Origin of the sequence: Janthinobacterium sp. (assembly GCF_009923995.1) — a bacterium.
Lineage (GTDB): Bacteria > Pseudomonadota > Gammaproteobacteria > Burkholderiales > Burkholderiaceae_D > Janthinobacterium.
In genome coordinates, this window is record NZ_RFSK01000002.1 from 1 (window position 1) to 21,975 (window position 21,975).

21 protein-coding genes and 1 pseudogene are annotated in these 21,975 nt (G+C 63.2%); 8 read left to right on the top strand and 14 right to left on the bottom strand.

Translation table 11 applies throughout. From position 1 onward, the window contains the following. The 3 genes and pseudogenes from EBS11_RS01075 to EBS11_RS01085 form a co-directional block, all read right to left on the bottom strand. Positions 1 to 197 (bottom strand): hypothetical protein (locus EBS11_RS01075; RefSeq protein ID WP_290599836.1); only part of this gene is annotated, 197 nt, incomplete at its 3' end. Positions 198 to 293: 96 nt separating this feature from the next. Next, positions 294 to 2,416: pseudogene (locus tag EBS11_RS01080) on the bottom strand (FUSC family membrane protein). 90 nt (positions 2,417 to 2,506) lie between these two features. After that, positions 2,507 to 4,195 (bottom strand): M14 family zinc carboxypeptidase, encoded by a 1,689-nt coding sequence (locus EBS11_RS01085; protein WP_290599837.1) that lies wholly within the window; start codon positions 4,193 to 4,195, stop codon positions 2,507 to 2,509. A 148-nt stretch (positions 4,196 to 4,343) separates the two neighbouring features. On the opposite strand from EBS11_RS01085, the gene EBS11_RS01090 reads away from it, so the two are divergent. After that, positions 4,344 to 4,913: a hypothetical protein gene (locus EBS11_RS01090; protein ID WP_290599839.1), complete on the top strand. Its 570-nt coding sequence runs from the start codon at positions 4,344 to 4,346 to the stop codon at positions 4,911 to 4,913. An 81-nt stretch (positions 4,914 to 4,994) separates the two neighbouring features. Here EBS11_RS01090 and EBS11_RS01095 read toward each other — a convergent pair whose 3' ends face one another. From EBS11_RS01095 to purB, 6 genes are all read right to left on the bottom strand, one after another. Beyond that, complete coding sequence (locus EBS11_RS01095) at positions 4,995 to 7,148, bottom strand: S46 family peptidase (protein ID WP_290599840.1); 2,154 nt, start codon at positions 7,146 to 7,148, stop codon at positions 4,995 to 4,997. 312 nt (positions 7,149 to 7,460) lie between these two features. Further along, positions 7,461 to 7,730, bottom strand: a complete 270-nt coding sequence (locus tag EBS11_RS01100) for a GlsB/YeaQ/YmgE family stress response membrane protein (protein WP_071075198.1) — start codon at positions 7,728 to 7,730, stop codon at positions 7,461 to 7,463. 166 nt (positions 7,731 to 7,896) lie between these two features. Next, positions 7,897 to 8,472: a YceI family protein gene (locus tag EBS11_RS01105; protein ID WP_290599845.1), complete on the bottom strand. Its 576-nt coding sequence runs from the start codon at positions 8,470 to 8,472 to the stop codon at positions 7,897 to 7,899. 139 nt (positions 8,473 to 8,611) lie between these two features. Then, on the bottom strand, positions 8,612 to 9,166 hold the full coding sequence (locus EBS11_RS01110; RefSeq protein ID WP_290599846.1) for a YceI family protein: 555 nt from the start codon (positions 9,164 to 9,166) through the stop codon (positions 8,612 to 8,614). 42 nt (positions 9,167 to 9,208) lie between these two features. Continuing rightward, positions 9,209 to 9,733 (bottom strand): cytochrome b, encoded by a 525-nt coding sequence (locus EBS11_RS01115; protein WP_290599847.1) that lies wholly within the window; start codon positions 9,731 to 9,733, stop codon positions 9,209 to 9,211. 186 nt (positions 9,734 to 9,919) lie between these two features. Beyond that, positions 9,920 to 11,299, bottom strand: a complete 1,380-nt coding sequence (gene purB, locus EBS11_RS01120) for an adenylosuccinate lyase (RefSeq protein ID WP_290599848.1) — start codon at positions 11,297 to 11,299, stop codon at positions 9,920 to 9,922. Positions 11,300 to 11,576: 277 nt separating this feature from the next. On the opposite strand from purB, the gene EBS11_RS01125 reads away from it, so the two are divergent. Further along, positions 11,577 to 12,191 (top strand): glutathione S-transferase N-terminal domain-containing protein, encoded by a 615-nt coding sequence (locus tag EBS11_RS01125; RefSeq protein WP_290599850.1) that lies wholly within the window; start codon positions 11,577 to 11,579, stop codon positions 12,189 to 12,191. 58 nt (positions 12,192 to 12,249) lie between these two features. On the opposite strand, the gene bfr is transcribed toward EBS11_RS01125, so the two are convergent. After that, positions 12,250 to 12,726, bottom strand: a complete 477-nt coding sequence (gene bfr, locus EBS11_RS01130) for a bacterioferritin (RefSeq protein ID WP_290599854.1) — start codon at positions 12,724 to 12,726, stop codon at positions 12,250 to 12,252. 419 nt (positions 12,727 to 13,145) lie between these two features. On the opposite strand from bfr, the gene EBS11_RS01135 reads away from it, so the two are divergent. Further along, positions 13,146 to 13,826, top strand: coding sequence for a Fe2+-dependent dioxygenase (locus tag EBS11_RS01135; protein WP_131373301.1), 681 nt, complete (start codon positions 13,146 to 13,148; stop codon positions 13,824 to 13,826). Positions 13,827 to 14,174: 348 nt separating this feature from the next. On the opposite strand, the gene EBS11_RS01140 is transcribed toward EBS11_RS01135, so the two are convergent. Together EBS11_RS01140 and EBS11_RS01145 are read right to left on the bottom strand one after the other, a co-directional pair. Further along, on the bottom strand, positions 14,175 to 14,876 hold the full coding sequence (locus EBS11_RS01140) for an energy transducer TonB (protein WP_290599858.1): 702 nt from the start codon (positions 14,874 to 14,876) through the stop codon (positions 14,175 to 14,177). Between the two features lie 17 nt (positions 14,877 to 14,893). Next, positions 14,894 to 15,109: a (2Fe-2S)-binding protein gene (locus EBS11_RS01145; RefSeq protein WP_071075208.1), complete on the bottom strand. Its 216-nt coding sequence runs from the start codon at positions 15,107 to 15,109 to the stop codon at positions 14,894 to 14,896. Positions 15,110 to 15,515: 406 nt separating this feature from the next. Here EBS11_RS01145 and EBS11_RS01150 point away from each other — a divergent pair, with 406 nt between their 5' ends. The 4 genes from EBS11_RS01150 (at position 15,516) to EBS11_RS01165 (ending at position 18,221) form a co-directional block, all read left to right on the top strand. Beyond that, positions 15,516 to 15,800: a FeoA family protein gene (locus EBS11_RS01150; RefSeq protein WP_290599860.1), complete on the top strand. Its 285-nt coding sequence runs from the start codon at positions 15,516 to 15,518 to the stop codon at positions 15,798 to 15,800. Between the two features lie 2 nt (positions 15,801 to 15,802). Beyond that, entirely contained in the window at positions 15,803 to 17,704 is a 1,902-nt protein-coding gene (locus EBS11_RS01155) for a ferrous iron transporter B (RefSeq protein WP_290599862.1), read from the top strand. Positions 17,705 to 17,713: 9 nt separating this feature from the next. Beyond that, positions 17,714 to 17,995: a hypothetical protein gene (locus EBS11_RS01160; RefSeq protein ID WP_290599863.1), complete on the top strand. Its 282-nt coding sequence runs from the start codon at positions 17,714 to 17,716 to the stop codon at positions 17,993 to 17,995. Positions 17,996 to 18,059: 64 nt separating this feature from the next. Continuing rightward, positions 18,060 to 18,221, top strand: a complete 162-nt coding sequence (locus EBS11_RS01165) for a hypothetical protein (protein ID WP_290599865.1) — start codon at positions 18,060 to 18,062, stop codon at positions 18,219 to 18,221. 31 nt (positions 18,222 to 18,252) lie between these two features. Here the strand turns inward: EBS11_RS01165 and EBS11_RS01170 are convergent, their stop codons facing one another. After that, on the bottom strand, positions 18,253 to 19,173 hold the full coding sequence (locus EBS11_RS01170; RefSeq protein ID WP_290599866.1) for an AraC family transcriptional regulator: 921 nt from the start codon (positions 19,171 to 19,173) through the stop codon (positions 18,253 to 18,255). A 130-nt stretch (positions 19,174 to 19,303) separates the two neighbouring features. On the opposite strand from EBS11_RS01170, the gene EBS11_RS01175 reads away from it, so the two are divergent. Beyond that, positions 19,304 to 20,293, top strand: a complete 990-nt coding sequence (locus EBS11_RS01175) for an oxidoreductase (protein ID WP_290599867.1) — start codon at positions 19,304 to 19,306, stop codon at positions 20,291 to 20,293. 46 nt (positions 20,294 to 20,339) lie between these two features. On the opposite strand, the gene nagZ is transcribed toward EBS11_RS01175, so the two are convergent. Further along, positions 20,340 to 21,881, bottom strand: a complete 1,542-nt coding sequence (gene nagZ, locus EBS11_RS01180; RefSeq protein ID WP_290599868.1) for a beta-N-acetylhexosaminidase — start codon at positions 21,879 to 21,881, stop codon at positions 20,340 to 20,342. Positions 21,882 to 21,975 lie beyond the last annotated feature (94 nt).

Genomic DNA, 21,975 nt, shown 5'->3' on the forward strand with positions numbered 1-21,975 from the left:
ACGAGGCCGATCGCCACGCGCAAGCCCAGGTAAAAATAATGGCTGTAAATAAAGGTGCGCAGGTTCAGTGCGTAGTGCATGGGTGTACCTTGTGGGTAGCTTTCCGGATGATCGGAACCGCCGCAGGCGGCGAGGGCGAGGGCGGCGCTGATGGCCAGCGCCAGTGGCAGGCGCCGGGTCAGGGGAAATGCGTGCATGGATTACCTTGGCTGGGAGTGGAAAAAACCATCGCATCATAGAGAGGTCAGATGACCTCCTGATGACACCACTTGCGCCAGGGTTGTTGGAATAGATTATCGGGGTGCCACGATATGCACGATCGCCGCGCTATGTACCACGATCTTGTCGGCATCTGCCTGCAACAGGCGGATGCGTCTTTTGACCAGCGGCCAGCCCGACCAGTCCACTTCGCTGACGGGCGGCGCGGCAGGGGCCGCCAGCGGTGCGCTGATCGTGGCCTTGTTGTCGAGCTGGTCCAGCGCGCGGGACAGGGTCAAACACACTTGCGTATGGCTGTGGCTGAGCAAGGCGTTGACGGGAGCGACGGGCAGCTGGCTGGCATGGCGCCCCAGGATGGAGCGCAGCGCCGCCACGTGGGCCACCAGCAGGTAATTTTGCACGATGAACAGGTTGATGTCTTCCACGGCCCGCTGCTTGCTGGCCGGTTCGTCGAGCATGCGCACCAGCGCCGAGCTGAGCGCGGCCAGGCTGTCCATCAGGCGCTTGCGTTCGATGCGGTAGGCGAAATCATCGAAACATTTGCCCTGCAGCAGCTCGAAGCTGGCTTGCATATAGCTCAGGTTCACGTTCAGTACCTGGCGCACGAGGCGTGGCAGGCTCTGGTATTCCCAGTTGGCCAGCACGAAGCTGAACACGGTGGCGACCGCCGCGCCGATGAGGGTATCGATCAGGCGCTCGCTGACGAGATTCGGGTTGCTGGGCGCCACCAGGTGCATTTGCAGCAAGATCATCAGGCTGACGGCGATGGCCGTGTAGCGGTAGCGCAAATAGATGAAGGTGGGCGTGGCCACGATGGAGAGGAAGAGGATGGCCATCAGGGCGATATTGCTGTGCACGAAGCGGATCACGATGGCCGTGATGACGCAGCCGATGATGGTGCCGATGATGCGGTCGGCGCGGCGCTGGCGCGTCATGCTGAAGGTGGGGCGCAGGATGATGACGATGGTCAAGACGATCCAGTAGCTGTGCGCCGCGTACGGCAGCCAGTGGCCGATCAGCAATCCCACCGAGATGGCCATCGACACGCGCAGGGCGAAGCGGAACACGGGCGAGTCCAGGCGCAGGTTCGACAGCAGGGTTTTCAGCTCGTATTTCTGTTGCGACAGGAACGGCGCCATGTCCGCGCCGCTCCAGAATGGCACGTCGGCGTAGACTTTCTGCGTGGCAAGGTGCAATTCGCCGATCATCTTCAGGATGGCGCGGATCTTGTTGCGCTGCGCGCGCAGGGTGGCCAGCGCTTCCTGTGCGCCGTCGCCTTTGGCTTGCAGGCGGGCAATTTCCGCCTCGATATCGTCCCATTCCTTGTCGTAGCTGATCTGCGCATACGAGGCGCGCTTGCGCGTGACGGCGTAGGCCACGGATTCGATGTCGCGCGCCGCCTTGTAGGCCAGGTCGTGCAGGGAGGTCAGGACGTCGGAGTCGGCCAGGTGCTGGCGCAGCAGGGCGTAATCCGTGTGCGTGGACAGGATCAGTTCATACAGATCCAGCATGCAGACGTGGACTTGCACGACGATGGCATCCTTGCTGTTCTTGTGGCTGCGCAAGATCAAGTCGCGCGACGCCTGCTGGCGGTCGGCCAGGATGCTTTGATGGCGCACCAGCTTGTTGAATTGCTCCGTCAGGTTAAAACGCGTGTCGTAGAAATCGGCCTTGATGTCGATGTAGGCGGCCAGTTCGAACAGGGCTTCGGCCAGCACCTGCTGCTTGATGCGGTGGCGCAAGACCCAGGCGATGGCCATGGCGTAGGCGAGATAGATCAATCCCCCCAGCATGAACAGGCCCGCATGGTGAAACGATTGCTGCCACGTCATCTGGTGTTCCATCGACATGGTCATGATGAACAGGGCGGCCAGTTGCAAGGGCATGGATTTCTTGCCGTACACCACCATCATGCTGGCGAGAAAACTGACGAGCACGAGTACGGTCAGCAGCAGCCAGTGCACGGGGCCGCACAGGCTGATCAGGAGCGTCACGGCGCTGCACAGCAGCACGGAGGCCAGCATTTCATTGAACTTGTGGCGCAGGGGGCTGGGCATGTCCATCAGGGTCGTGCACAGGGCGCCGATGCACACTGTCATGGCGGTGGTGCTGTCGCTACGAGGCCGATCGCCACGCGCAAGCCCAGGTAAAAATAATGGCTGTAAATAAAGGTGCGCAGGTTCAGTGCGTAGTGCATGGGTGTACCTTGTGGGTAGAGCACAGAAAGAGGCGCCGCACCGGGGTCTCCGATGCGGCGCCAGGATGTTGCAGTCGCTCCCGCCTTGATTTACATCAGGGCGATGACGGGATAGCGCCGCCATTCCGGCTCGGCAAAGCGCTGGCAATGTTCAAAAATGAAATCCAGTACGGCTTCCTGATTGCTCAGCAGGGCAGGGTTTGCCGCTTTCCAGTCAGCAAACTTTGCCGCCAGCGCCGGTTCGTCGCGCAGCAATTCGGAAGCCATGTCCTCGAACACATAATCGGAAAACGCTTCCTTTTTCTCCAGCACGCTGTTGAAGAAGCCCCAGCGGAAGAAGCTGTCGTGCGCCTCGGGTTCCAGGGTTTCCACGGCGTAGCGGGCGTTGTCCTGGTCCAGGCTGATTACATAGTCACCCGCCTGCAGGGTGAACTGGCCCGTCCGCGCTTCCACCTCCAGCGTGTCGTGGAACATGTGGCCCTCGTAGGCCGTGGCGCGCGTGCCGACGTTTTTCACGTGGTAGTAGCGTGCCGTTACCGTCTGTTCGGCGGTGATGCGCGACATTTCGACGCCGTTCCAGCGCAGGCGTTCGATGACTTCGCGCCACGCCTGCGGCACCACGTAGGCTTTCGGCGCGGCGATGGTGACATCCGCATCGAAGCGGTTGTAATAGGCGATATCGCGCTCCCACGGCTGCGAGCGGTCGTAGGACAGACGTTGGTAGTCGCCCAGCACGCTTGGTGTGTATTGCGCCGCATAGCCCTTGAAGGGGAAGGTCGACGGTTGTGCTTCGTTCATGCTCCAGTGGATGGGCCATTGGGCTTGCGTGCGTCCTGCCGCCTTCGCTTGCGCGCGCAGCTGCCGGATCTGTTCGCCATGTTTGACCGTAAAGGCCATGGTGATGTCGAGCAGGGCGCGCATGGAGGCGTAGCGGTCGGCAAACGGTTTCAACATGTGCGTTTCCGGCATGAAACCGATGACGTGATGCAGGGCCGCAAAGCCCGTCGAAAAACGGGGCACTTCGAGGAATTCGGCGATGCCGTGGTCGGGGCTGTCCTTGACGGGATTCACATACGGGCAGGTGGGCCAGCCGGCCTGTTCCATCTGCGCAAAGATGTGCGGCAGCATGGTGTCTTGCAGGAAGGGACCCAGGCCATTGCCCAGCTTGTCCGTCTGCGTGTGGATCAGGGTCATCGTGTACGGGTAGTCGGCGCCGTTCGACGTGTGCGTGTCGACCATCACGTCCGGGTCCCAGCTGGCCAGCAGACGGTTGAACACTTGCGCGTTGAGGCTGTCGCACTTGATGAAATCGCGGTTCAGGTCCAGGTGGCGGCTGTTGCCGCGGAAACCGAATTGCTCCGGGCCATCCTGGTTCACGCGCGACGTGTTTGCACGGTTCAGGCTGCCATCGACGTTGTAGATGGGAATGAACAGCAGCACCGTGCTGCCCAGCGCCGCCAGGCGTTCCGGCTGTGTGCACAGGTCGCGCACGATGGCCATGCAGGCGTCGATGCCTTCCGGCTCGCCCGGGTGGATGCCGTTATTGTTGAAGAACACGGTGCGCCCTGCGCGCTTGATTTGTTCGCGGTCAAACACGCCATCGGCGCTGACGACGCCAGCGTGGATCGGTACGCCCGAGTCGGACAGGCCGATCTGTTCGAAATGCAGCACTTGCGGATAGCGTGCGGCGAGATCTTTGTAGAAGGTGATGCATTCCAGCCAGGTCGTGGTCTGGTTGTGGTTACCGAGTTCGTAGGTCGTGCGCAAGTCTGATGGCATAGCGGTCTGAGTCTGGGAGGGGGAAGGCGCGCTGGGTAAGTACGCCCATGAGGCGCCAATTGTAGCACCGGCGCCGCTGCCTTGATGTGCGGCAGGAGGGGGGCGCGTCACTTGTGGTATGAATACGTTTCACGGGCAAGGAGGCGGCATGGGCAGGACGGCGATGGCGGCGCTGGTGTGGTGGGCTTGCCTGGCGGCACAGGCGGCACCGTTGCGTTTGCCGGCGGGATCGGGGCCTGTGGCGGACGGTGGTTCCGTCACGGCCGTCGCGCCGGGCGTGCTGATACGCTACCGGGGCTGGCTGCTGGCCGTCGATGGGGCGGCGTCGGTGGCGCCGCCCGATGTCCTGCTGAGCTCGGCGAAAGAGGGCCAGGCCCCGCGCCTGCAGGCAGGCAAGCTGGCGCGCGAGGTGCCCCTGTGGGCGGCCTGCGAGCTGGTCAAGGGGAGCGTGCGCCTGCGCATCACGGCGCTGCCGGGGCTGGACGAGGGGCCGGTCCTGCTGCTGGACTTTGGCGACGGCGATTACCGCATCGTGATTCCCGCCGCCACCATTGCCCGGCAAGACCATGCCGCGCTGGCGCAGCGTTTTCCCGGCGCCGACCTGGCCCTGCTGCTGGAAGGGGGGCGGCGCGTGATGCTGCCGCTGGGCAATCGCCACGCGCAGGTGTTTGGCGAGGAGCAAGCCGTTCCTTACCGCTTTGCCAAGGTAAGACGCTAGGCGAAAAAAAGCCACTCCCGCAGGAGTGGCTCAGGCGACAACCGCCCGTTGCCGGGCTTATTCGTTGTTGTTATCCGAAAATTACTCGGCGCCCATTTCTTTCAGCAGGTTGTCTGCGTGGTCGACGTGTTTCATGTTCCACAGCATGTAGCGCAGGTCGACCTGGATCGAACGGGTGTTGGCCTTGTTGTAGTCCCAGTCGGAAATGATCGAGTCCAGGGTGCCGTCGAACGCCAGGCCGATGAATTCGCCTTTCGAGTTCAGGGCAGCCGAACCGGAATTGCCGCCGGTGATGTCCAGGGTGGCCAGGTAGTCGACCGGCACGGTTTTCAGCTTCGGATCGACAAATTTGCCGAAGTCCTTGGCCTTGATCGCGGCCAGTTGTTTCGCTGGTGCATTGAACTCGCCTTCGCCCGTGGCCTTGGCCACCACGCCATTGACGGTGGTGAACGCGGTCCAGGTGGTGCCGTCGGCGCCATGGTCACGGCCGGCAACGCGGCCGAAGGTCACGCGCAGGGTGCTGTTGGCGTCAGGATAGACGGCTTGGCCCTTGCTCTTCATGAAGGCGATCTTGGCTTTCATGTAGTTGGCATAGCTTTGCTGGATCTTGCCGGCCAGTTCTTCGTCTTCCGCTTCGTTTTTCAGCGAATCCGGGTACATGGCGACGGCGGCCTGGATGAAGCTGTCCTTGCTGGCCTGGAATTCGGCAGGCGTGCGTTTCAGCCAGGCTGCGCGCTCGGCCTTGTCGGCCAGCTTGCTGCCGGCATACAGTTTGTCCAGGGCGGCGACCAGGTCCGCTTGCGACATGCCATCCTTGATGCCGATGGCGGCGTCGAAGCTGGCGCGGCGCTGTGCTGCCGGCTGCGCGGCGTACTTGGCCAGGCTGTTCAGTACCAGCGCCTTGTCGACTTTTTCATCGTAGGTGCGTTCGACCGAGGTGATGCCCGCTTCCAGGCGTGGCAAGTCGCGCGTCTGGTAGCCGGACTTGCGTTCCGTGTCGGCCTTGGTGCTTTCATTGGCCAGGCGGTACAGGCTGCGTGCCGTGTTCAGCAGGCGTGGCTGTGCGTAGCCCAGGAAGAAGTCGCGCTTGATGTCGGCATCGCGCTCGGCGATCAGCTTTTCCACCTGCTCGATGTCGCCGGCAAATTCCGCCTTGCGGGCAGGATTGGCGTTGACCCAGGTTTTCAGGGCTTCGTGTTCGGCCGTCTTGCGTGCCAGGAAGTCGCTGCCCGCGTACGAGTCCAGCATGCCCTGGCGGTTCTTGTAATAATTGTTCACGCCAGCCACCTGGCCTGCGTATTTCAGGGCAACGTCCTTGTTGTCCTTGGTTTCGCGCGCGATGATGGCCAGGGTTTCACCCGATGCCTTCACGAAGGCCGGATAGTTCCAGTCGAACGTGAATGCCACTTCCGATGGCAGGCGGTGACGGTTGGTGCGGCCTGGATAGCCCAGCGCCATGACGAAATCGCCTTCCTTCAAGCCGTCCTTGGCCAGTTTCAGCACGTGTTTCGGCTGGTACGGCACGTTGTCCTTGCTGAAGTCGGCAGCCTTGCCGTCCTTGCTGACGTAGGCGCGGTAGAAGCCGTAGTCGCCCGTATGGCGTGGCCACATCCAGTTGTCGGTGTCGCCGCCGAACTTGCCCACGCCGGCCGGAGGCGCGTGCACCAGGCGCACGTCGCGGATTTCCAGTTGCTTGATCAGGTAGAACTCCAGGCCGCCGTAGTAGCTCGACACGGTGCAGCGGAAGCCCGCTTCTTTTTCGCATTCGGCGACCAGTTTCTTCTGGTTTTTTTCGATCGCGTCGATGCGTGCCTTGCCTTGCAGCTTGGCCACGTCGGCGGTGATGATCTTGTCGCTGACATTCGTCACGGCCGAGGTGACGAAGATGCGGCTGCCCGGGGCGGCCGGCAGTTCTTCAGCGTAGGTCTTGGCCAGGAAGCCGTTGGCCAGCAAATCGCGCTCTTTGGTCGAGTTCACCGCCACGCTGTTGTAGACGCAGTGGTGGTTGGTGGCGACCAGGCCTTGCGGCGAGACGAACGACGCGGAGCAGCCGCCCAGGCTGACGATGGCGCCCATCGGGAACTCGGTCAGCTTGGTCAGGGTGGTCGGGTCCAGTTTCAGTCCGGCCGCTTTCAGTTCCTTGGCTACTTGTGGCAGCTGTTGGGGCATCCACATGCCTTCGTCGGCGTGTGCGAAGTTGCTCAGGATGGCGAGCGCGATTAGAGATTTTTTCATTCGAGTTCTGTTCTTTTACATGTAGGGAAGTCGGAATCAGCGTGCGTACCCAGTGGTTTTCTCAGCGGGCGACCTAGAGTATCCGTATCGAACTGTGACTAGTCAATGACATTTTCCTCAGGGTATGTCTGATGGTGTTGTATTTAAGGAAATATTTTATGCCCGGGCACGGGACCAATCCGGCTGGCAGGGCGCATTTTTCCGTGCCGGCGACTGTGGTATTGTCCAGACAATTGTCTTTCGGGCAATAAAAATGGCCGGGCGCTTGCGCGGCCCGGCCCGTGTGCGATGCAATGCGTTGCCGCGCCAGCCTCAGCGTATTTTGCCGCGGCGCAAGAGATTCACGATACCCAGCAGTATCACGGCACCGAGGAAGGAGACCAGCAGCGAGGACAGGCTGAAGTTGTCGCTATTGATGGTGCCCGTGCCAAACAGGGGCGCCAGCAGCCAGCCGCCCAGGAAGGCGCCGACTATGCCGACGACGATATTGAGGAAGATGCCCTGTTGCGCATCGGTTTTCATGACCATGCTGGCCAGCCAGCCAATGACGCCGCCAATAACGATCCAGATAATGAAATTCATGTAATCCTCCGCGCGATGGATGAGTGGTTGTGCCGTGTTAGAAAAACATCATGGCAAATCGATACTGATGCCGCACGATAGAAAAGTCCAGCGGATTTACGCCTGCACGAAAAAGCCCGCCTGGCTGCGGGCAGCGAGGCGGGCTTGATTTGCAGCACAGGGTGGCTTAGTCGGCCTTGATGGCTTCCACCTGGATCGCCAGCTTGACTTCCGGCGAGAACGCCGGCAGGCCGTAGCTCAGGCCAAAGTCGCTGCGCTTGAATTCCGCGCTGGCATCGGCGCCGCACACTTCGCGCTTGTAGCGCGGGTGCATGATGCATTTGAACTTGCTCACGTTCAGCTTGACGGGCTTGGTCACGCCCAGCAGGGTCAGCTCGCCATCGACTTCCACCAGCTGATCGCCGTTGAACTTGAGCGATGTGCTCTTGTAGGTGATTTGCGGGAATTTTTCCACGTTGAACATGTCCGCTTTTTTCGCGTGCGTGTTCATCGCGTCCAGGCCGAAATCGATGGAATCGGCATCGATGACGAGGTCCAGGCTGCCCGTCTTGGCGGCGCGGTCCAGGGTGACGGTGCCCTTGGTCTTGTTGAACTTGCCACGCCACACGGACATGCCCATGTGATCGGCCTCAAAGCTGGGGAAGGTATGCGTCGGGTCGAGGTTGTAGGTCTCGGTAGCGGCCATGGCCGAACCGGCGCCGGCGGCGGCCAGCACGGCGATCATCAAGTGCGAAAATTTCATGCAGATCCTAAAGGGTTGTGGGGTTGTTTTTGCTAACGTCTGACAAACGTTCAGGACAAGGTACCTTGCCGAAGGCAGTACGAATAGTGAATAGTACGACGAGGCAAGAGCAACGCAGTCATGGACGTTTTCTCAGGCGTTACTGAGCCGAAACGTGGAACTTGATCGTGACCTCATCGGCAACCATGCTCGTGTCTTTCCACTCGCCTTCGCCGATGTTGTAGGTCAGGCGCTTGATCGGCAGGGCGCCGTCGAACGCATACTTGCCGCCTTCGGATTTCACCGTCAGGGGGAAGGTCACGTCGCTGGTCTTGCCCTTGATGCTCAGCTTGCCCGTCACCGTCAGCTTGCCCGCGCCGGCGGCCTTGATGCTGCTCGAAACAAAGGTGGCTTTCGGGAACTGGGCGGAGTTGAACCATTCTTTCTTGGCCACTTCCTTGTTGTACTCGGGGTCGCCGATATCGATGCTGGCCGTCTCGATGTCCACCGACGCTTTCGAGGCGTCCGGCGTGGCCGGGTTGTAGTCGATGGCGATATTGAATTTCTTGAACTTCGCTTCCACGGGCACGTTCATTTGCTTGAACACGGCCGACACGCTGGTCTTGGCGGGATCGACTTTCAGCAGGGTGGCGGCGGTGGCGGCCACGGACAGGCCCAGCAGGGAAGCGAGGACGATGCGTTGGGTGGTTTTCATCTTATTTTTCCTGGAGTTACAGTGAGCAAGGGGAAGTCGGTATCAGGGCAGCATGCGTTTCAGCACGCCGTCGCGGTCGATGAACTGGTGCTTCAGGGCCGCCAGTACGTGGGCGGCCACGGCGGCAGCCATCGTCATGTTCAGAACATAATGAATTTCTTTTAAAAGTGGCTTAAGTTCCGGGTTCGGCGCCATGAAGACGGGCAGCTGGAACAGGCCCAGGTAGACCACCGGCACGCCGGCGGCCAGGGTGTACAGGTAGCCGGAGACGGGCACGGCAAAGATCAGGATGTACAGCAGCACGTGCATGGCGTCGGCCGCCTTCTTTTGCCACGCGACCATGCTGGCCGGATGCGGCGGCGGCACGTTGGCCTTGCGCCACAGCAAGCGGATGGCGGCGATGGCCAGCACGGTCACGCCCAGCCATTTATGCCACGAGAAATATTTGAGCTTGGTGGGCGTCAGGCCGGGAATATCCGTCATGACCAGGCCCATGATGAAGGCGCTGATGATCAGCAGGGCCGTCAGCCAGTGCAGGATGATGGCGGTGGTGGTGTAGCGTTGCATCGGCGGGGCTTTCTTGAAAGTAGTACGTATTAGGACTAATTCGGCCTAATATACCAAAGAAAAGCAAATTGCGCTGCGTGCTGGAGATTCTACAAGAAAGCGGGGCGGAAAAACCGCGGGGCGGCCGCATTTGTATGCTGGCCGCCCCGCGGGAGGGGATCTGCGGGATCCCGATGTGGAAACTGCTTAGATGGCTTTGGCCAGCTGGGCCGCGATGCCGATGTAGTTCGCCGGCGTCATGGTCAGCAGCACGTCCTTGGCATCCTGCGGGATGGCCAGGCCGTTGACGAAGGTTTGCAGCGCCTCTTTCGAGATGCCCTTGCCGCGCGTCAATTCTTTCAGCTGCTCGTACGGGTTTTCGATGCCATAGCGGCGCATCACGGTTTGTACGGGCTCGGCCAGGACTTCCCAGGTGGCGTCCAGGTCTTGCGCCAGGCGCGCGTGGTTCACTTCCAGCTTGTTCAGGCCGCGCAGGCAGCTGTCATAGGCCAGCAGGGTGTAGCCCAGGCCCACGCCGATGTTGCGCAGCACGGTCGAGTCGGTCAAGTCGCGCTGCATGCGCGAGACGGGCAGTTTTTCCGACAGGTGTTTCAGCACGGCGTTAGCCAGGCCCAGGTTGCCTTCCGAGTTTTCAAAGTCGATCGGGTTGACCTTGTGCGGCATGGTCGAGGAACCGATTTCGCCCGCTTTCAGTTTCTGCTTGAAGTAGCCCAGCGAGACGTACGTCCAGATGTCGCGGTTCAGGTCCAGCAGGATGGTGTTGGCGCGCGCGAAGGCGTCGAACAGCTCGGCCATGTAGTCGTGCGGCTCGATCTGGATGGTGTACGGGTTGAACACCAGGCCCAGGCGCTGTTCGATGACGGCCTGCGAGAACGCCGGCCAGTCGAAGCCGGGGTAGGCGGACAGGTGGGCGTTGTAGTTGCCGACGGCGCCATTCATCTTGCCGAGGATTTCCACTTGCGCGATGCGTTTCACGGCGCGCTGCAGGCGGGCCACGACGTTGGCGAACTCCTTGCCCAGGGTGGTCGGGCTGGCCGTCTGGCCGTGCGTGCGCGACAGCATCGGCACGTCCGCATTGTCGTGCGCGATCTGCGTCAGCTTGGCTACCAGGCCGGTCAAGGCCGGCAGCATCACGCCGTCGCGTGCGGCCTTGAGCATCATGCCGTGCGAGGTGTTGTTGATGTCTTCCGAGGTGCAGGCGAAGTGGATGAATTCCGACGCCGCCACCAGTTCCGGCACGTCCGCGACCTGTTCCTTCAGCCAGTACTCGACGGCCTTGACGTCATGGTTGGTGACCGCTTCGATGGCCTTGATGCGGGCCGCGTCGGCTTCCGAGAAGTCGGCCGCCATCTTGTCGAGCAGGGCGTTCGCTTCTGCCGAGAATGGCTTGATTTCCGCGAAACCCGCTTGCGACAGCGCTTGCAGCCAGGAGATTTCCACTTTCACGCGGTGGTGCATGAAACCGGCTTCGGACAGGATCGGGCGCAGCAGGTCGGTCTTGCTGGCGTAGCGGCCATCGAGCGGAGACAGGGCCGACAGCGTGGAATACGGAGTAGTAGAAGTCATGAGAGCGGACGCAAGTTAAAGAAACGGTTGGCGCGTGGCGCGCGGGGAGGGCAGGGCTATTGCAATAAAGCAACACTGGCGGCGCCACAGTAAAGGACGATTTTACCACCGCTGGCGCCCTGGCAGACGTGCGCCGGGCGCCGGCGCGCCGCAATCGGGCCGAATCGGGCGCCGATGCGGCGTGCCCGCCACACTGCGGGGCGCACGGGGCGCGCACTGCCAAATGCGGCTGCCGCCGATGCTATACTGGCCGCTGCTCCTTTACCTCAAAGTGTCTATGAAACTGATCGGTTCCCTCGCCAGCCCGTATGTCCGCAAAGCCCGCATCGTGCTGGCGGAAAAAAAGCTCGACTATGTCTTCGAGCTGGAAAACGTGTGGGTGCCGGAAACCCGCATCGCCCAGGCCAATCCGCTGGGCAAGGTGCCCTGCCTGGTGATGGAGGATGGCAGCGCGCTCATCGACTCGCGCGTCATCGTCGAATACCTCGACACGCTCACGCCCGTGTGCAAGCTGCTGCCGGCCGGCGGCAATGGCCGCGAGCGGGCCGACATCAAGAACTGGGAAGCGCTGGCCGACGGCATTCTCGACGCGGGCGTGCTGGTGCGCCTGGAGCGCACGCAGCGTCCGCCCGAGCAGCAAAGCGCCGCCTGGATCGCGCGCCAGCTGGACAAGGTCACCCTGGGCCTGGCGGCGCTGGAAGCGCGCCTGGGCGAGAGCGCGTATTGCGCCGGCAAGAACTACACCCTGGCCGACGTGGCCGTGGGCTGCGCCCTGGGCTGGCTCAGCTTCCGCTTCCCGGAAATCGACTGGCGCGCGGATCACCCCGCGCTGGCGCGCCTGTTCGACAAGCTGTCCGAGCGCCAATCCTTCAAGGACACCGTGCCGCAGTAAAGGCCCGGACGTAAAAAAACCGGCCATTGCCGGTTTTTTTTATGCCTGTCGACGGAAATTACTCGTCAATCGACATCTGGCTTTGCAGGTAGTTCTGGATGCCGACCTTGGCGATCAGGTCGATCTGCGTTTCCAGCCAGTCGATATGCTCTTCCGTGTCTTCCAGGATCATCAGGAACAGGTCGCGCGAGACGTAGTCGCCCGCTTTTTCGCAGGTGGCGATGCCTTCCTTGACGGTGGCGTGCGCGGCGCGCTCCAGTTTCAGGTCGCATTCCAGCATTTCCGGCGTGTTCTCGCCGATCAGCAGCTTGTGCAGCGCTTGCAGGTTGGGCAGGCCGTCGAGCATCAGGATGCGGTCGATCAGCTTGTCGGCGTGTTTCATTTCGCCGATCGACTCTTCGTATTCCTTCTTGCCCAGCTTTTCCAGGCCCCAGTGCTTGTACATGCGCGCATGCAGGAAGTACTGGTTGATGGCGGACAATTCGTTGGTGAGCTGTGCGTTGAGCAAGCGGATGACTTCTTTATCGCCCTTCATGGGATTTCCTTTGTTCTGTCTTGCGTTCGATGATGAAACCGGTGGCTGCTGGCGGTCACTGCCGGGTGGCGAAGGGCTGCCTGGTGGCGCGCGATTGCCGGTCTCGCTATGCCCGCATGATAGCGCAAAATGTGGGCGATTTTTGCTGCGAAACGGCGTTTTTCCGTCTTTTTAACGTAAATATCGTGCGAATAAAACCCATTCTCAAGTAAATCGCCCCAGTTCTCCGTTTTTTATTTGTTAAGGCAAATGGAGGCCATTCTCATTCGCGTTCATGCTGTCTTTTTTGCATGTCCGGCTGGCCGGTGCGGCGAGGCGGCAAAGGCGGAAATGTTTGCGCCGTTCTTGCCTTTATGTATTCTTGGCCGCCGGCGGCGATGCGATAATCCCAGGGGGAATTCACTACAAAGGATAGCAAGATGATGCTGCACATACCCGGCGTACTGACGCCGGAACAGGTCACGCACTTCCGCCAGCGCCTGGCGCAGACGGACTGGGTCGACGGACGCGCCAGCGTGGGCGCGCAGGGCGCGCAGGTCAAGCGCAACCGCCAGCTGGCGGAAGGCTCGCCGCTGGCGCTGGAACTGGGCGAGATCGTCAGCCGCGCCCTGATGGCCAATCCCCTGTTTTTCTCGGCCGTGCTGCCGCTGCGCATCCTGCCGCCTTTCTTCAACAGCTACGCGGGCGGCGAGCACTATGGCCTGCATATCGACGGCGCCATCCGCACGCCGAAAAACGGCATGCAGTCGATGCGCGCCGACGTCTCGTCGACTGTCTTCCTGAGCGAGCCGGATGAATACGAGGGCGGCGAACTGGTGGTGGTCGATGCCTACGGCACGCATGAAGTGAAACTGCCGGCCGGCGACGTGATCGTGTATCCGTCGAGCAGCGTGCATCAAGTGCTGCCCGTCACCAGCGGCGAGCGCATCTGCTCCTTCCTGTGGACGCAAAGCATGGTGCGTGAAGACTGGAAACGCAGCATGCTGTTTGAGCTGGATCAAAACATCCAGAGCGTACGCGGCGAGCACGGCGATTCGCCGGCCACCGTGGGGCTGACGGGGCATTATCACAACCTGCTGCGGATGTGGGCGGAGATGTGAGGCTGGGGGCAGACCCCCGGCGACGTTGGCGCTGAGCTTGGCGTTGGCGGTGTTGAGGGTCTGACCCCTATAGCGGGCGGTCGCTGCGGGACTAGGCGGCCCCGTCCGACCCCATTTTTTTAGGGTTAAAAAGAGAATACGGTTTTTTGCATGCGCTAACCCTAGACCTGAACGGCTGGGGGCAGACCCAAAGGGTCTGACGCCAAAAAAAAAGTCTGCCTGGCCCGGGGATGTAGGCTGGCAGACTGAAACAAGCAAATCGCTTGACTAAAAACAGGGCGCAAAAAAGCAAGCAGGGCACACGGTGCGATGCTTGCGGGCTGGCAGCGGCGCGCGGCCGCAGGAAGGCTAGCTCAGCTGGAAGGTCAGGGGGACCAGCACGTAGACGGGAACGGCCTTGCCGTTTTCGATCATGGGCTTGAACAGCGCGCGCTGCGCTGCCTGGCGGCCCGCTTCATCGAGGTTGCTGTAGCCCGTCGATTTGTGCACGAGGATCTGCTCGGGCAAGCCCTTTTCATTGATCAGGATGCGCAGCACCACGGTGCCGCTCTCGCCCAGGCGGCGCGACAGGTTCGGGTAGACCAGCTGCGGCGCCTTGATGTATTCCACGCTGCTGACGGTGCGCGGCGTGGACGGGGCCGGCGGCGATGGTGCCGGTGCGGCGGGCGCCGTCGGTGCGGCCGTGGCGACAGGCGCCGCTTCGGCGCGCGTCGGCTGCGGCGGCGTGATCGTCGGTTCGGTCGGCGCCACGGCGATCAGCGGCAGCGGCGGGATCACGGCGCGCGGCAGGGGGGCGCTCAGTTCCACGGTTTTCGGGATGGACGGCGCCGGCGGTTTTGGCGGCGCCGGCGGCGCGATGATGCTGATGGTGGTGATGGTCGGCATGGCGGCCGTGACGACACGGCTCAGCAAGCCGCTCTGGATGGCGTAAAAGCCGGCGATATGCAGGACGACGATGGCCATCAGCGGCGCGAATTTGCTGCGCTTCTTGTCGAAATCGGCAAATTGTTGCACGGCCTGCACCGTTACGGGCGGGGGCATCATCGTCATGGCATTCATCACTTTCCTTAGTTTGTCAGCACAGCTCGCATCAATACGGTTTCTTGCAGCACCACGGTGGCGCTCAGGTGATCGTTCAGCACTTCCCGTGCGCAGGTATGGCATTTGCCGCAGCACGTGGCTACGCCCAGGTCGCGGCGCAGTTCGGCCATGCTGGACAGGCCAAGATCGACGGCTTGACGGATTTCACGATCAGATATGTTGTTGCAGACACATACAATCATTGATACACCTTCTGGCTGGATGATGAAAAGACACTAGTGCTACGAAGCATTGTTGCTAGTGTTTTAATGAGAATCATTATCATTACGTTTCATTGTCGCGCAAAGCGCAGGACAATGCAAGCGATTTTGATGAAACGTGCGGCTGCAGGCGGGCGCCTGCGGGGGCCTTGTGGTGTTGTGTAAACGCATGGCGCAGCCCTTGACAGGGGCGGCTCTCCGGGCCAAATAAAAACAATTCGCATTCATGTTTATAATGCTGGTATTGTCTCGGACGGTCGCCGTCTGGACATACTGAAAGGCCGCTTGTCGGTAATGCGCAACAGTTGCGTTTTACCTCACAACACCGGGGCGTGCGCCACGCGCAGCAGGCTGTCCCCCGTGTTCTTAATTTGAACGGAATTTGCTCATGACTCTAGTTCCACCCCTGATGACGCTCGATGCGCTGGCAGTCGGCCAGAGCGGCACGGTGTTGCATATCACGCCCCACACGGCAGGACAGACGGAGGACGGGGTCGACCTGGCCCGCCGGCTGATGGAGCTGGGATTCGTTCCCGGCGAACGCATCCGCATGCTCAAGCGCGGCCTGCCCGGCGGCGACCCGCTCGCCATCAAGGTCGGCAATGCCACGTTCGCACTGCGCCGCTTCGAAGCGGCGCTGATCACGATTCAACCGCTGATTCAACCGGAATAACCATGGGTGCTGTCGAAACTATCGTCGATGCGGGCGTGCACAAGCCGCCGCATCAGCCACAAATCGCCTTGCTGGGCAATCCGAACTGCGGCAAGACGGCCCTGTTCAACCGTTTGACGGGCGCGCGCCAGAAAGTGGCGAACTACGCCGGCGTGACCATCGAGCGCAAGGAAGGCCATTTCACCTCGCCGTGCGGCACGCCCGTGCGCCTGCTCGACCTGCCGGGCGCCTACAGCCTGTCGGCCACCACGCCCGATGAAGCCATCACGCGCGACGTGGTGGGCGGCCTGCGCCGCGGCGACCCGCGTCCGGACGCCATCATCTGCGTCGTCGACGCCACCAACCTGCGCCTGAACCTGCGCCTGGTGCTGGAAGTCAAGCGCCTGGGCCTGCCGATGTTGCTGGCGCTGAACATGACGGACGTGGCGCGCAAGCGCGGCATGGTGATCGACACGGTGAAACTGTCGCAGGAACTGGGCATGCCCGTGGTGGAAACCGTGGCGGTGCAGCACGACGGCGAAAAAGCCCTGCTGGACGCCATCGACGCCATGCTGCCGCTGCCCGTCGTGGACGCCAAGCCGCTGGCGGCCATCGATGCCGTTTCCGTCGAAGAGACGCAGCGCGAAGTGCGCCGCATCCTGGCCGCCGTCAGCAACGACGCGAGCGACAAGGGCAACCTGACGGAAAAGATCGACGACGTGGTGCTGCACCCCGTCTTCGGCCCCCTCATCCTGGCCGTGCTGATGTTCCTCATCTTCCAGGCCGTGTTTGCCTGGGCCGCCACGCCGATGGAAATGATCACGGACGGCGTGGGCCACCTGGGCGCCGTGCTGACGGCGAACATGCCCGACGGCCACCTGAAAAGCCTGCTGGTGGAAGGCATCATCGGCGGCGTCGGCAGCGTGCTGGTGTTCCTGCCGCAAATTCTGATCCTGTTCTTCTTCATCCTCAGCCTGGAAGACTGCGGCTACCTGCCGCGCGCGGCCTTTTTGCTGGACCGCCTGATGGGCGGCGTGGGCCTGTCGGGCCGCGCCTTCATCCCGCTGCTGTCGAGCTTTGCCTGCGCCATTCCCGGCGTGATGGCGGCGCGCACCATCCAGAACCCGCGCGACCGCCTGGTCACCATCATGATCGCGCCGCTGATGACGTGCTCGGCGCGCCTGCCCGTGTACGCGCTGATCATCGCCGCCTTCATTCCCGAGCGCCAGGTGTGGGGCTATCTGAGCCTGCAGGGCCTGGTGCTGTTCATCCTGTACTTTGCCGGCATCATCTCGGCCATGGCTGTGGCCTGGGTCATGAAGCGCGGCATGGGCGTGCGCGGCAACCAGCCGCTGATGCTGGAACTGCCGGCCTACCACTGGCCGCATTTGCGCAACCTGGCCGTCAGCCTGTGGGAACGCGCGAAAATCTTCCTCACGCGCGTCGGTACCATCATCCTGAGCCTGATGATCATCCTGTGGTTCCTCAGCACCTTCCCCGGCGCGCCGGACAACGCCATCCACCCGCCCATCTACTACAGCCTGGCCGGCATCCTGGGCCGCGGCCTGGAAGTGATCTTCGCGCCCATCGGCTTCAACTGGCAGATCTGCATCGCGCTGGTGCCGGGCATGGCGGCGCGCGAAGTGGCCGTCGGCGCCCTGGGCACCGTGTATGCCCTGTCGCAGACGGGCGATGCGCTGGCCTCCACGCTGGAACCGCTGATCGCCCATTCGTGGTCGATGGCCACGGCGCTGTCCTTGCTGGCCTGGTACGTCTTCGCGCCGCAGTGCCTGTCGACCCTGTCCGTGGTGAAGCGCGAGACGGGCGGCTGGCGCTATCCGCTGCTGATGGCCGGCTACATGTTCGCGCTGGCGTACGCCGCCTCGTTCATCACTTACCGCGTCGCCCTGCTGTTCGGCGCCTAGGAGCACACCATGTGGCAAACCATCATCGTCGCCCTGATCGTCGCAGCCGCGCTGCTGCATTTCTCGACCAAGTATTTGCCGGCGGGCGTGCGCCGCGCCATCGTGCGGGGCCTCGTGCGCTGCGGTCTCGACGAGGCGAAGCTGTCGGCCTTCTTCAAGGTGGCGCCCGGCTGCGGCAGCGGCTGCGGTTCCTGCGGCTCCTGCGACAGCCCGCCGCCGCCGTCCGCCACACCGCCGGCCGACGGCAGCAGCAAGCGCGTGATCCTGATGCAGGTGCAGCGCCAGGACTGATCTACGTCTAGCCACGGGCCCGCCCGTAGGCTACACTGGGCTTTCCGCATGGCAAGGAGTGGCAATGGCGATACTGTTGATCTTCATGTTTCTGTTTGCCGTCGCCACCTGGCTGCTGGCCAGCCGGCGCGGCCGCCACGGGGGACTGTGGTTCGGCATCGGCCTGTTCCTCGGGCCGTTTGCCTTGCTGGCGGTGGCGGCGCTGCCGCCCGTGCAAGCGCGCTGACCCTGTCTTGTCCCCGCCATGGCGGGTTTTTTTACGCCTGCGCGCCCGCGTGGCGCTGCCGGTACTGGCGCGGCGAGCACGCCATGACGCGCTTGAAGGCGTGGCTGAAGGCGCTGTCCGAATCGTAGCCCAGCGCCTGCGCGATCGACGTCACGGTCGCGGCACTGTCCTTCAGGCGCCGCGTGGCCAGGCGCATGCGCCAGCGCAGCAGGTAATCGAGCGGGGTCACGCCCACCCTGTTCCTGAAGTGCAGGGCAAAGGCGGAGCGCGACTGCCCCGCGATGGCGGCCAGCTGCGGCAAGGTCCAGCGCTGCGCCGGCTGCGCATGCATGGCTTCGATGGCGGCGCGCAGCCGGGGATCGGCCAGCGCGAACAGCCAGCCTACCGGATGCGATGCCTGCGCTTCAAGGTACTGGCGCAGCATTTGCAGCAGCATCATGTGGCCCAGGTGGCGCGTCATCAGCGCCGCGCCGGGGGCCGTCGCCTGCAGCTCCTGCGCCAGGCGCTGCAAGGCCCAGTGCAGCACGCTGGCCTGGTCCGTATCGCCGTGCACGTGCAGCAGGGGCGGCAGGCAGTCGAGCAGGATGGCCGCTTCGTCGCCAAAGCTGAAACGCCCGCCGATGAGGAAGAAATCGTGTGCCGGCTCGCCGTGGCGGGCCACGCCCTGCTGCGCGTGCCGGTACACTTCCAGCGCCGGGGTGGCTGGCAAGCCGGGCGCGCTGGCCAGGGTAAACGCGCGTCCCGGGGCCAGCAGGAAGCAGTCGCCCGTATGCAGCTGCACAGGCGCGTCGATGCCCGCGACCGCCAGCCAGCAGCTTCCCTCGATCACGGCGTTGAACTTGATGCCGTCCGGCGGAGGAAAGTCGATGGCCCAGTCGCCGCCCGCCTTCAGGCCGGCGAAATAGGAGCTGCGCGTGTCGAGCAGCGACAGTACATCGGAAAGCAAATCCATGTTGAGGGTCCAGTTCTGGACGATGGCGACAGTATCAAGGATTTTACGCCATTCACAGTCCAGCAAAGCCCACGCAAAATAAGCATGTCGCCAGCCATCCCGCGCTGGCCACCCACATGCGGAGGCACACATGACATACGACGATCCCAGGCAGACTCCCCTTCACACCGGCTTCGGCGCGGCCACCACGGCCACCGAGGCGCTGGCCGGGCGCGACCTGTCCGGCATGCTGGCCATCGTCACGGGCGGCGCTTCAGGGCTGGGCCTGGAAACGGTGCGCGTGCTGGCCGGCGCCGGCGCCAGCGTGGTGGTGCCGGCGCGCGACCCGCGTCAGGCGCAAGCGGCATTGACCGGTCTGGCCAACGTGGACATCGCCCCGCTCGACCTGCTCGATCCGCAGTCGGTCGACTCTTTTGCCGCCGCTTTCCTCGCCTCGGGCCGCGCCCTGCACGTGCTGGTGAATGGCGCCGGGCTCATGGCCTCGCCCTTGCTGCGCGATGCGCGGGGCTATGAAGCGCAGTTCGCGACGAATCACCTGGGGCATTTCCAGCTGACGGCGCGCCTGTGGCCCGCCTTGCGGCAGGCGCGTGGCGCGCGCGTCGTGTGCGTGTCGTCGCTGGGACACCGGCAGGCAGGCGTCGACCTGGACGACCCGCATTTCCAGCGCCAGCCTTACGACAAATGGCGCGCGTATGCGCAGTCGAAAAGCGCCAATGCCCTGTTTGCCGTGGAGCTGGACCGGCGCGGCGCGGCGCACGGCGTGCGGGCCTTTTCGCTGCACCCGGGTGCCATCCTGACGCCGCTGGTGCGCCACCTGGACCTGGACGATTTGCGCAGGGTGGGCGCGCTGGATGATGCGGGCCAGGTGAATCCGCCGCCGCAATCGGGTTTCAAGAACGTGGCGCAGGGCGCCGCCACGGCCGTCTGGTGTGCCACCAGCGCGCAGCTGGACGGTCTGGGCGGCGTGTATTGCGAGGATTGCGATATTGCCGCCCTGGTGGCGGACGACAGCACGGGGCCGGGCGTGCGGCGCTGGGCGGCCGATGCTGCGCAGGCGCGCCGGCTATGGGCGCTGAGCGAACAGATGACGGGCGTGCGTTTCGATCCCGGCGCTGCATGAAAAATGCCGGGCGGCGCCCGGCATGTGCAGGAAGGGTGGCGTGGATTTACGCCTTGCCCGCCAGCTTGTCCACCACCGGTGCCAGCGCGGCCGGGCGGCAGCCGAAGGCGGCCAGGCGGCCTTGCGCATCGGGTGCCAGGTCCAGGTCATACGGCAGGCGGCCCGCCACCAGCCACAGTCTATCGTGCGGCAAGGCCTCGACGAGGCGGCGCTGGCCTTCGACGAACATGGCGTTATACGTCTGCAGCACGATCTGCTGTGCGCCCTGGGCAAAGGCGATGGCCTCGTTGACTTCGTCGCTCAGCGCTTCGGCCGACAAGGCATATTCGCGCACCTCCAGGCCCGCTTCGAGCAGCGCCGGCAGCATGGAGCTGCGCGCTTCCTTGTTGCGGCCCAGCGCCACTTCGTCGATTTCGCTGCGCGAACGCACTTCCACCGTCAGCAGGGTCACGGGCAGGCCCGCATCCAGGGGGCGGTAGTCGCCCTGCACGCGCAGCGCCGCTTTTTGCAGCAGCTGCGACAGGGCCATGGCGGCCGGCTGCATCAGCGCCGGCGGCGCGACGGGGCGCTCGCGCCAGTCGCGCACGGCGCGGTTGCGCTTGAGTTCAGCCACGCGGGCAAGGGCCGCGTCGATGCGCTCCATGGCGATCTCGCCGCTTTCCACGGCGGCGATGACGGCGTCGATGGCGGCCGTCTGCTGCGCCTGACGGTGCGAGATGAGGACGATGTCGGCGCCCGCCTGCAAGGTGGCGATGGCGCCCTTGGGAATGCCGATGCCGTCGGCGATGGCCGCCATTTCCAGGCAGTCGGTGATGACCACGCCCTGGTAGTCCATTTCGCCGCGCAGCAGGTCCGTCAGCACGCCCTTCGACAGGGTGGCCGGCACGCTGGTATCGGCCTCGAAGGCGGGGAAGACCACGTGCGCCGTCATGATGGCGTCCACGCCGCCGGCAATGGCCGCGCGGAAGGGCGCCAGTTCCACGGCGCGCAGGCGTTCCTTGTCGTGCGGGACGAGGGCCATGGCGTAGTGCGTGTCGATGGCCGTGTCGCCGTGGCCGGGGAAGTGCTTGGCCGTGACGGCCAGGCCGCTGGCGCGCTGGCCGCGCATGGCGGCCATGCCGTATTCGATGACGGTGTCGGCATCTTCGCCATAGGCGCGCACGCCGATGACGGGATTGTTGCGGTTGTTGTTCACGTCCAGCACGGGGGCGAGCAGCATGTTGATGCCCACCTGGCGCATCTCGTCGCCGCTGATCCGGTTCATGCGTTCGCAGTCGACCGGCGAACCGGCGGCCTGGAAGGCCATCGCGGCGGGAATTGGCGTCACGCCCTGCTCGATGCGCATGACCATGCCGCCTTCCTGGTCGATGGAGATGAGCAGCGGCGTGTCGGACACTTCCGCGTTGATCTCCTGCAGCTCGCGGCACAGGGCCGACACTTGCGCGGGCGTGTGCACATTGCGGCGGAACAGGATCACGCCGCCCACCTTCTTGTCGCGTATCAAGGTCTTGATATGCTCGTCCGCCTGCAGGGCGTCGAAGCCCACCATGAACAACTGTCCTACTTTCTCGCGCAAACCCTGCTCCATGCTGCAACTCCTCCGGTATTCATTCTGATGACGACAAGTCCGTATTCTGGCCCCGGGTGACGCATCTGGGCGAACACCGGAAAAGCTGCCGTAT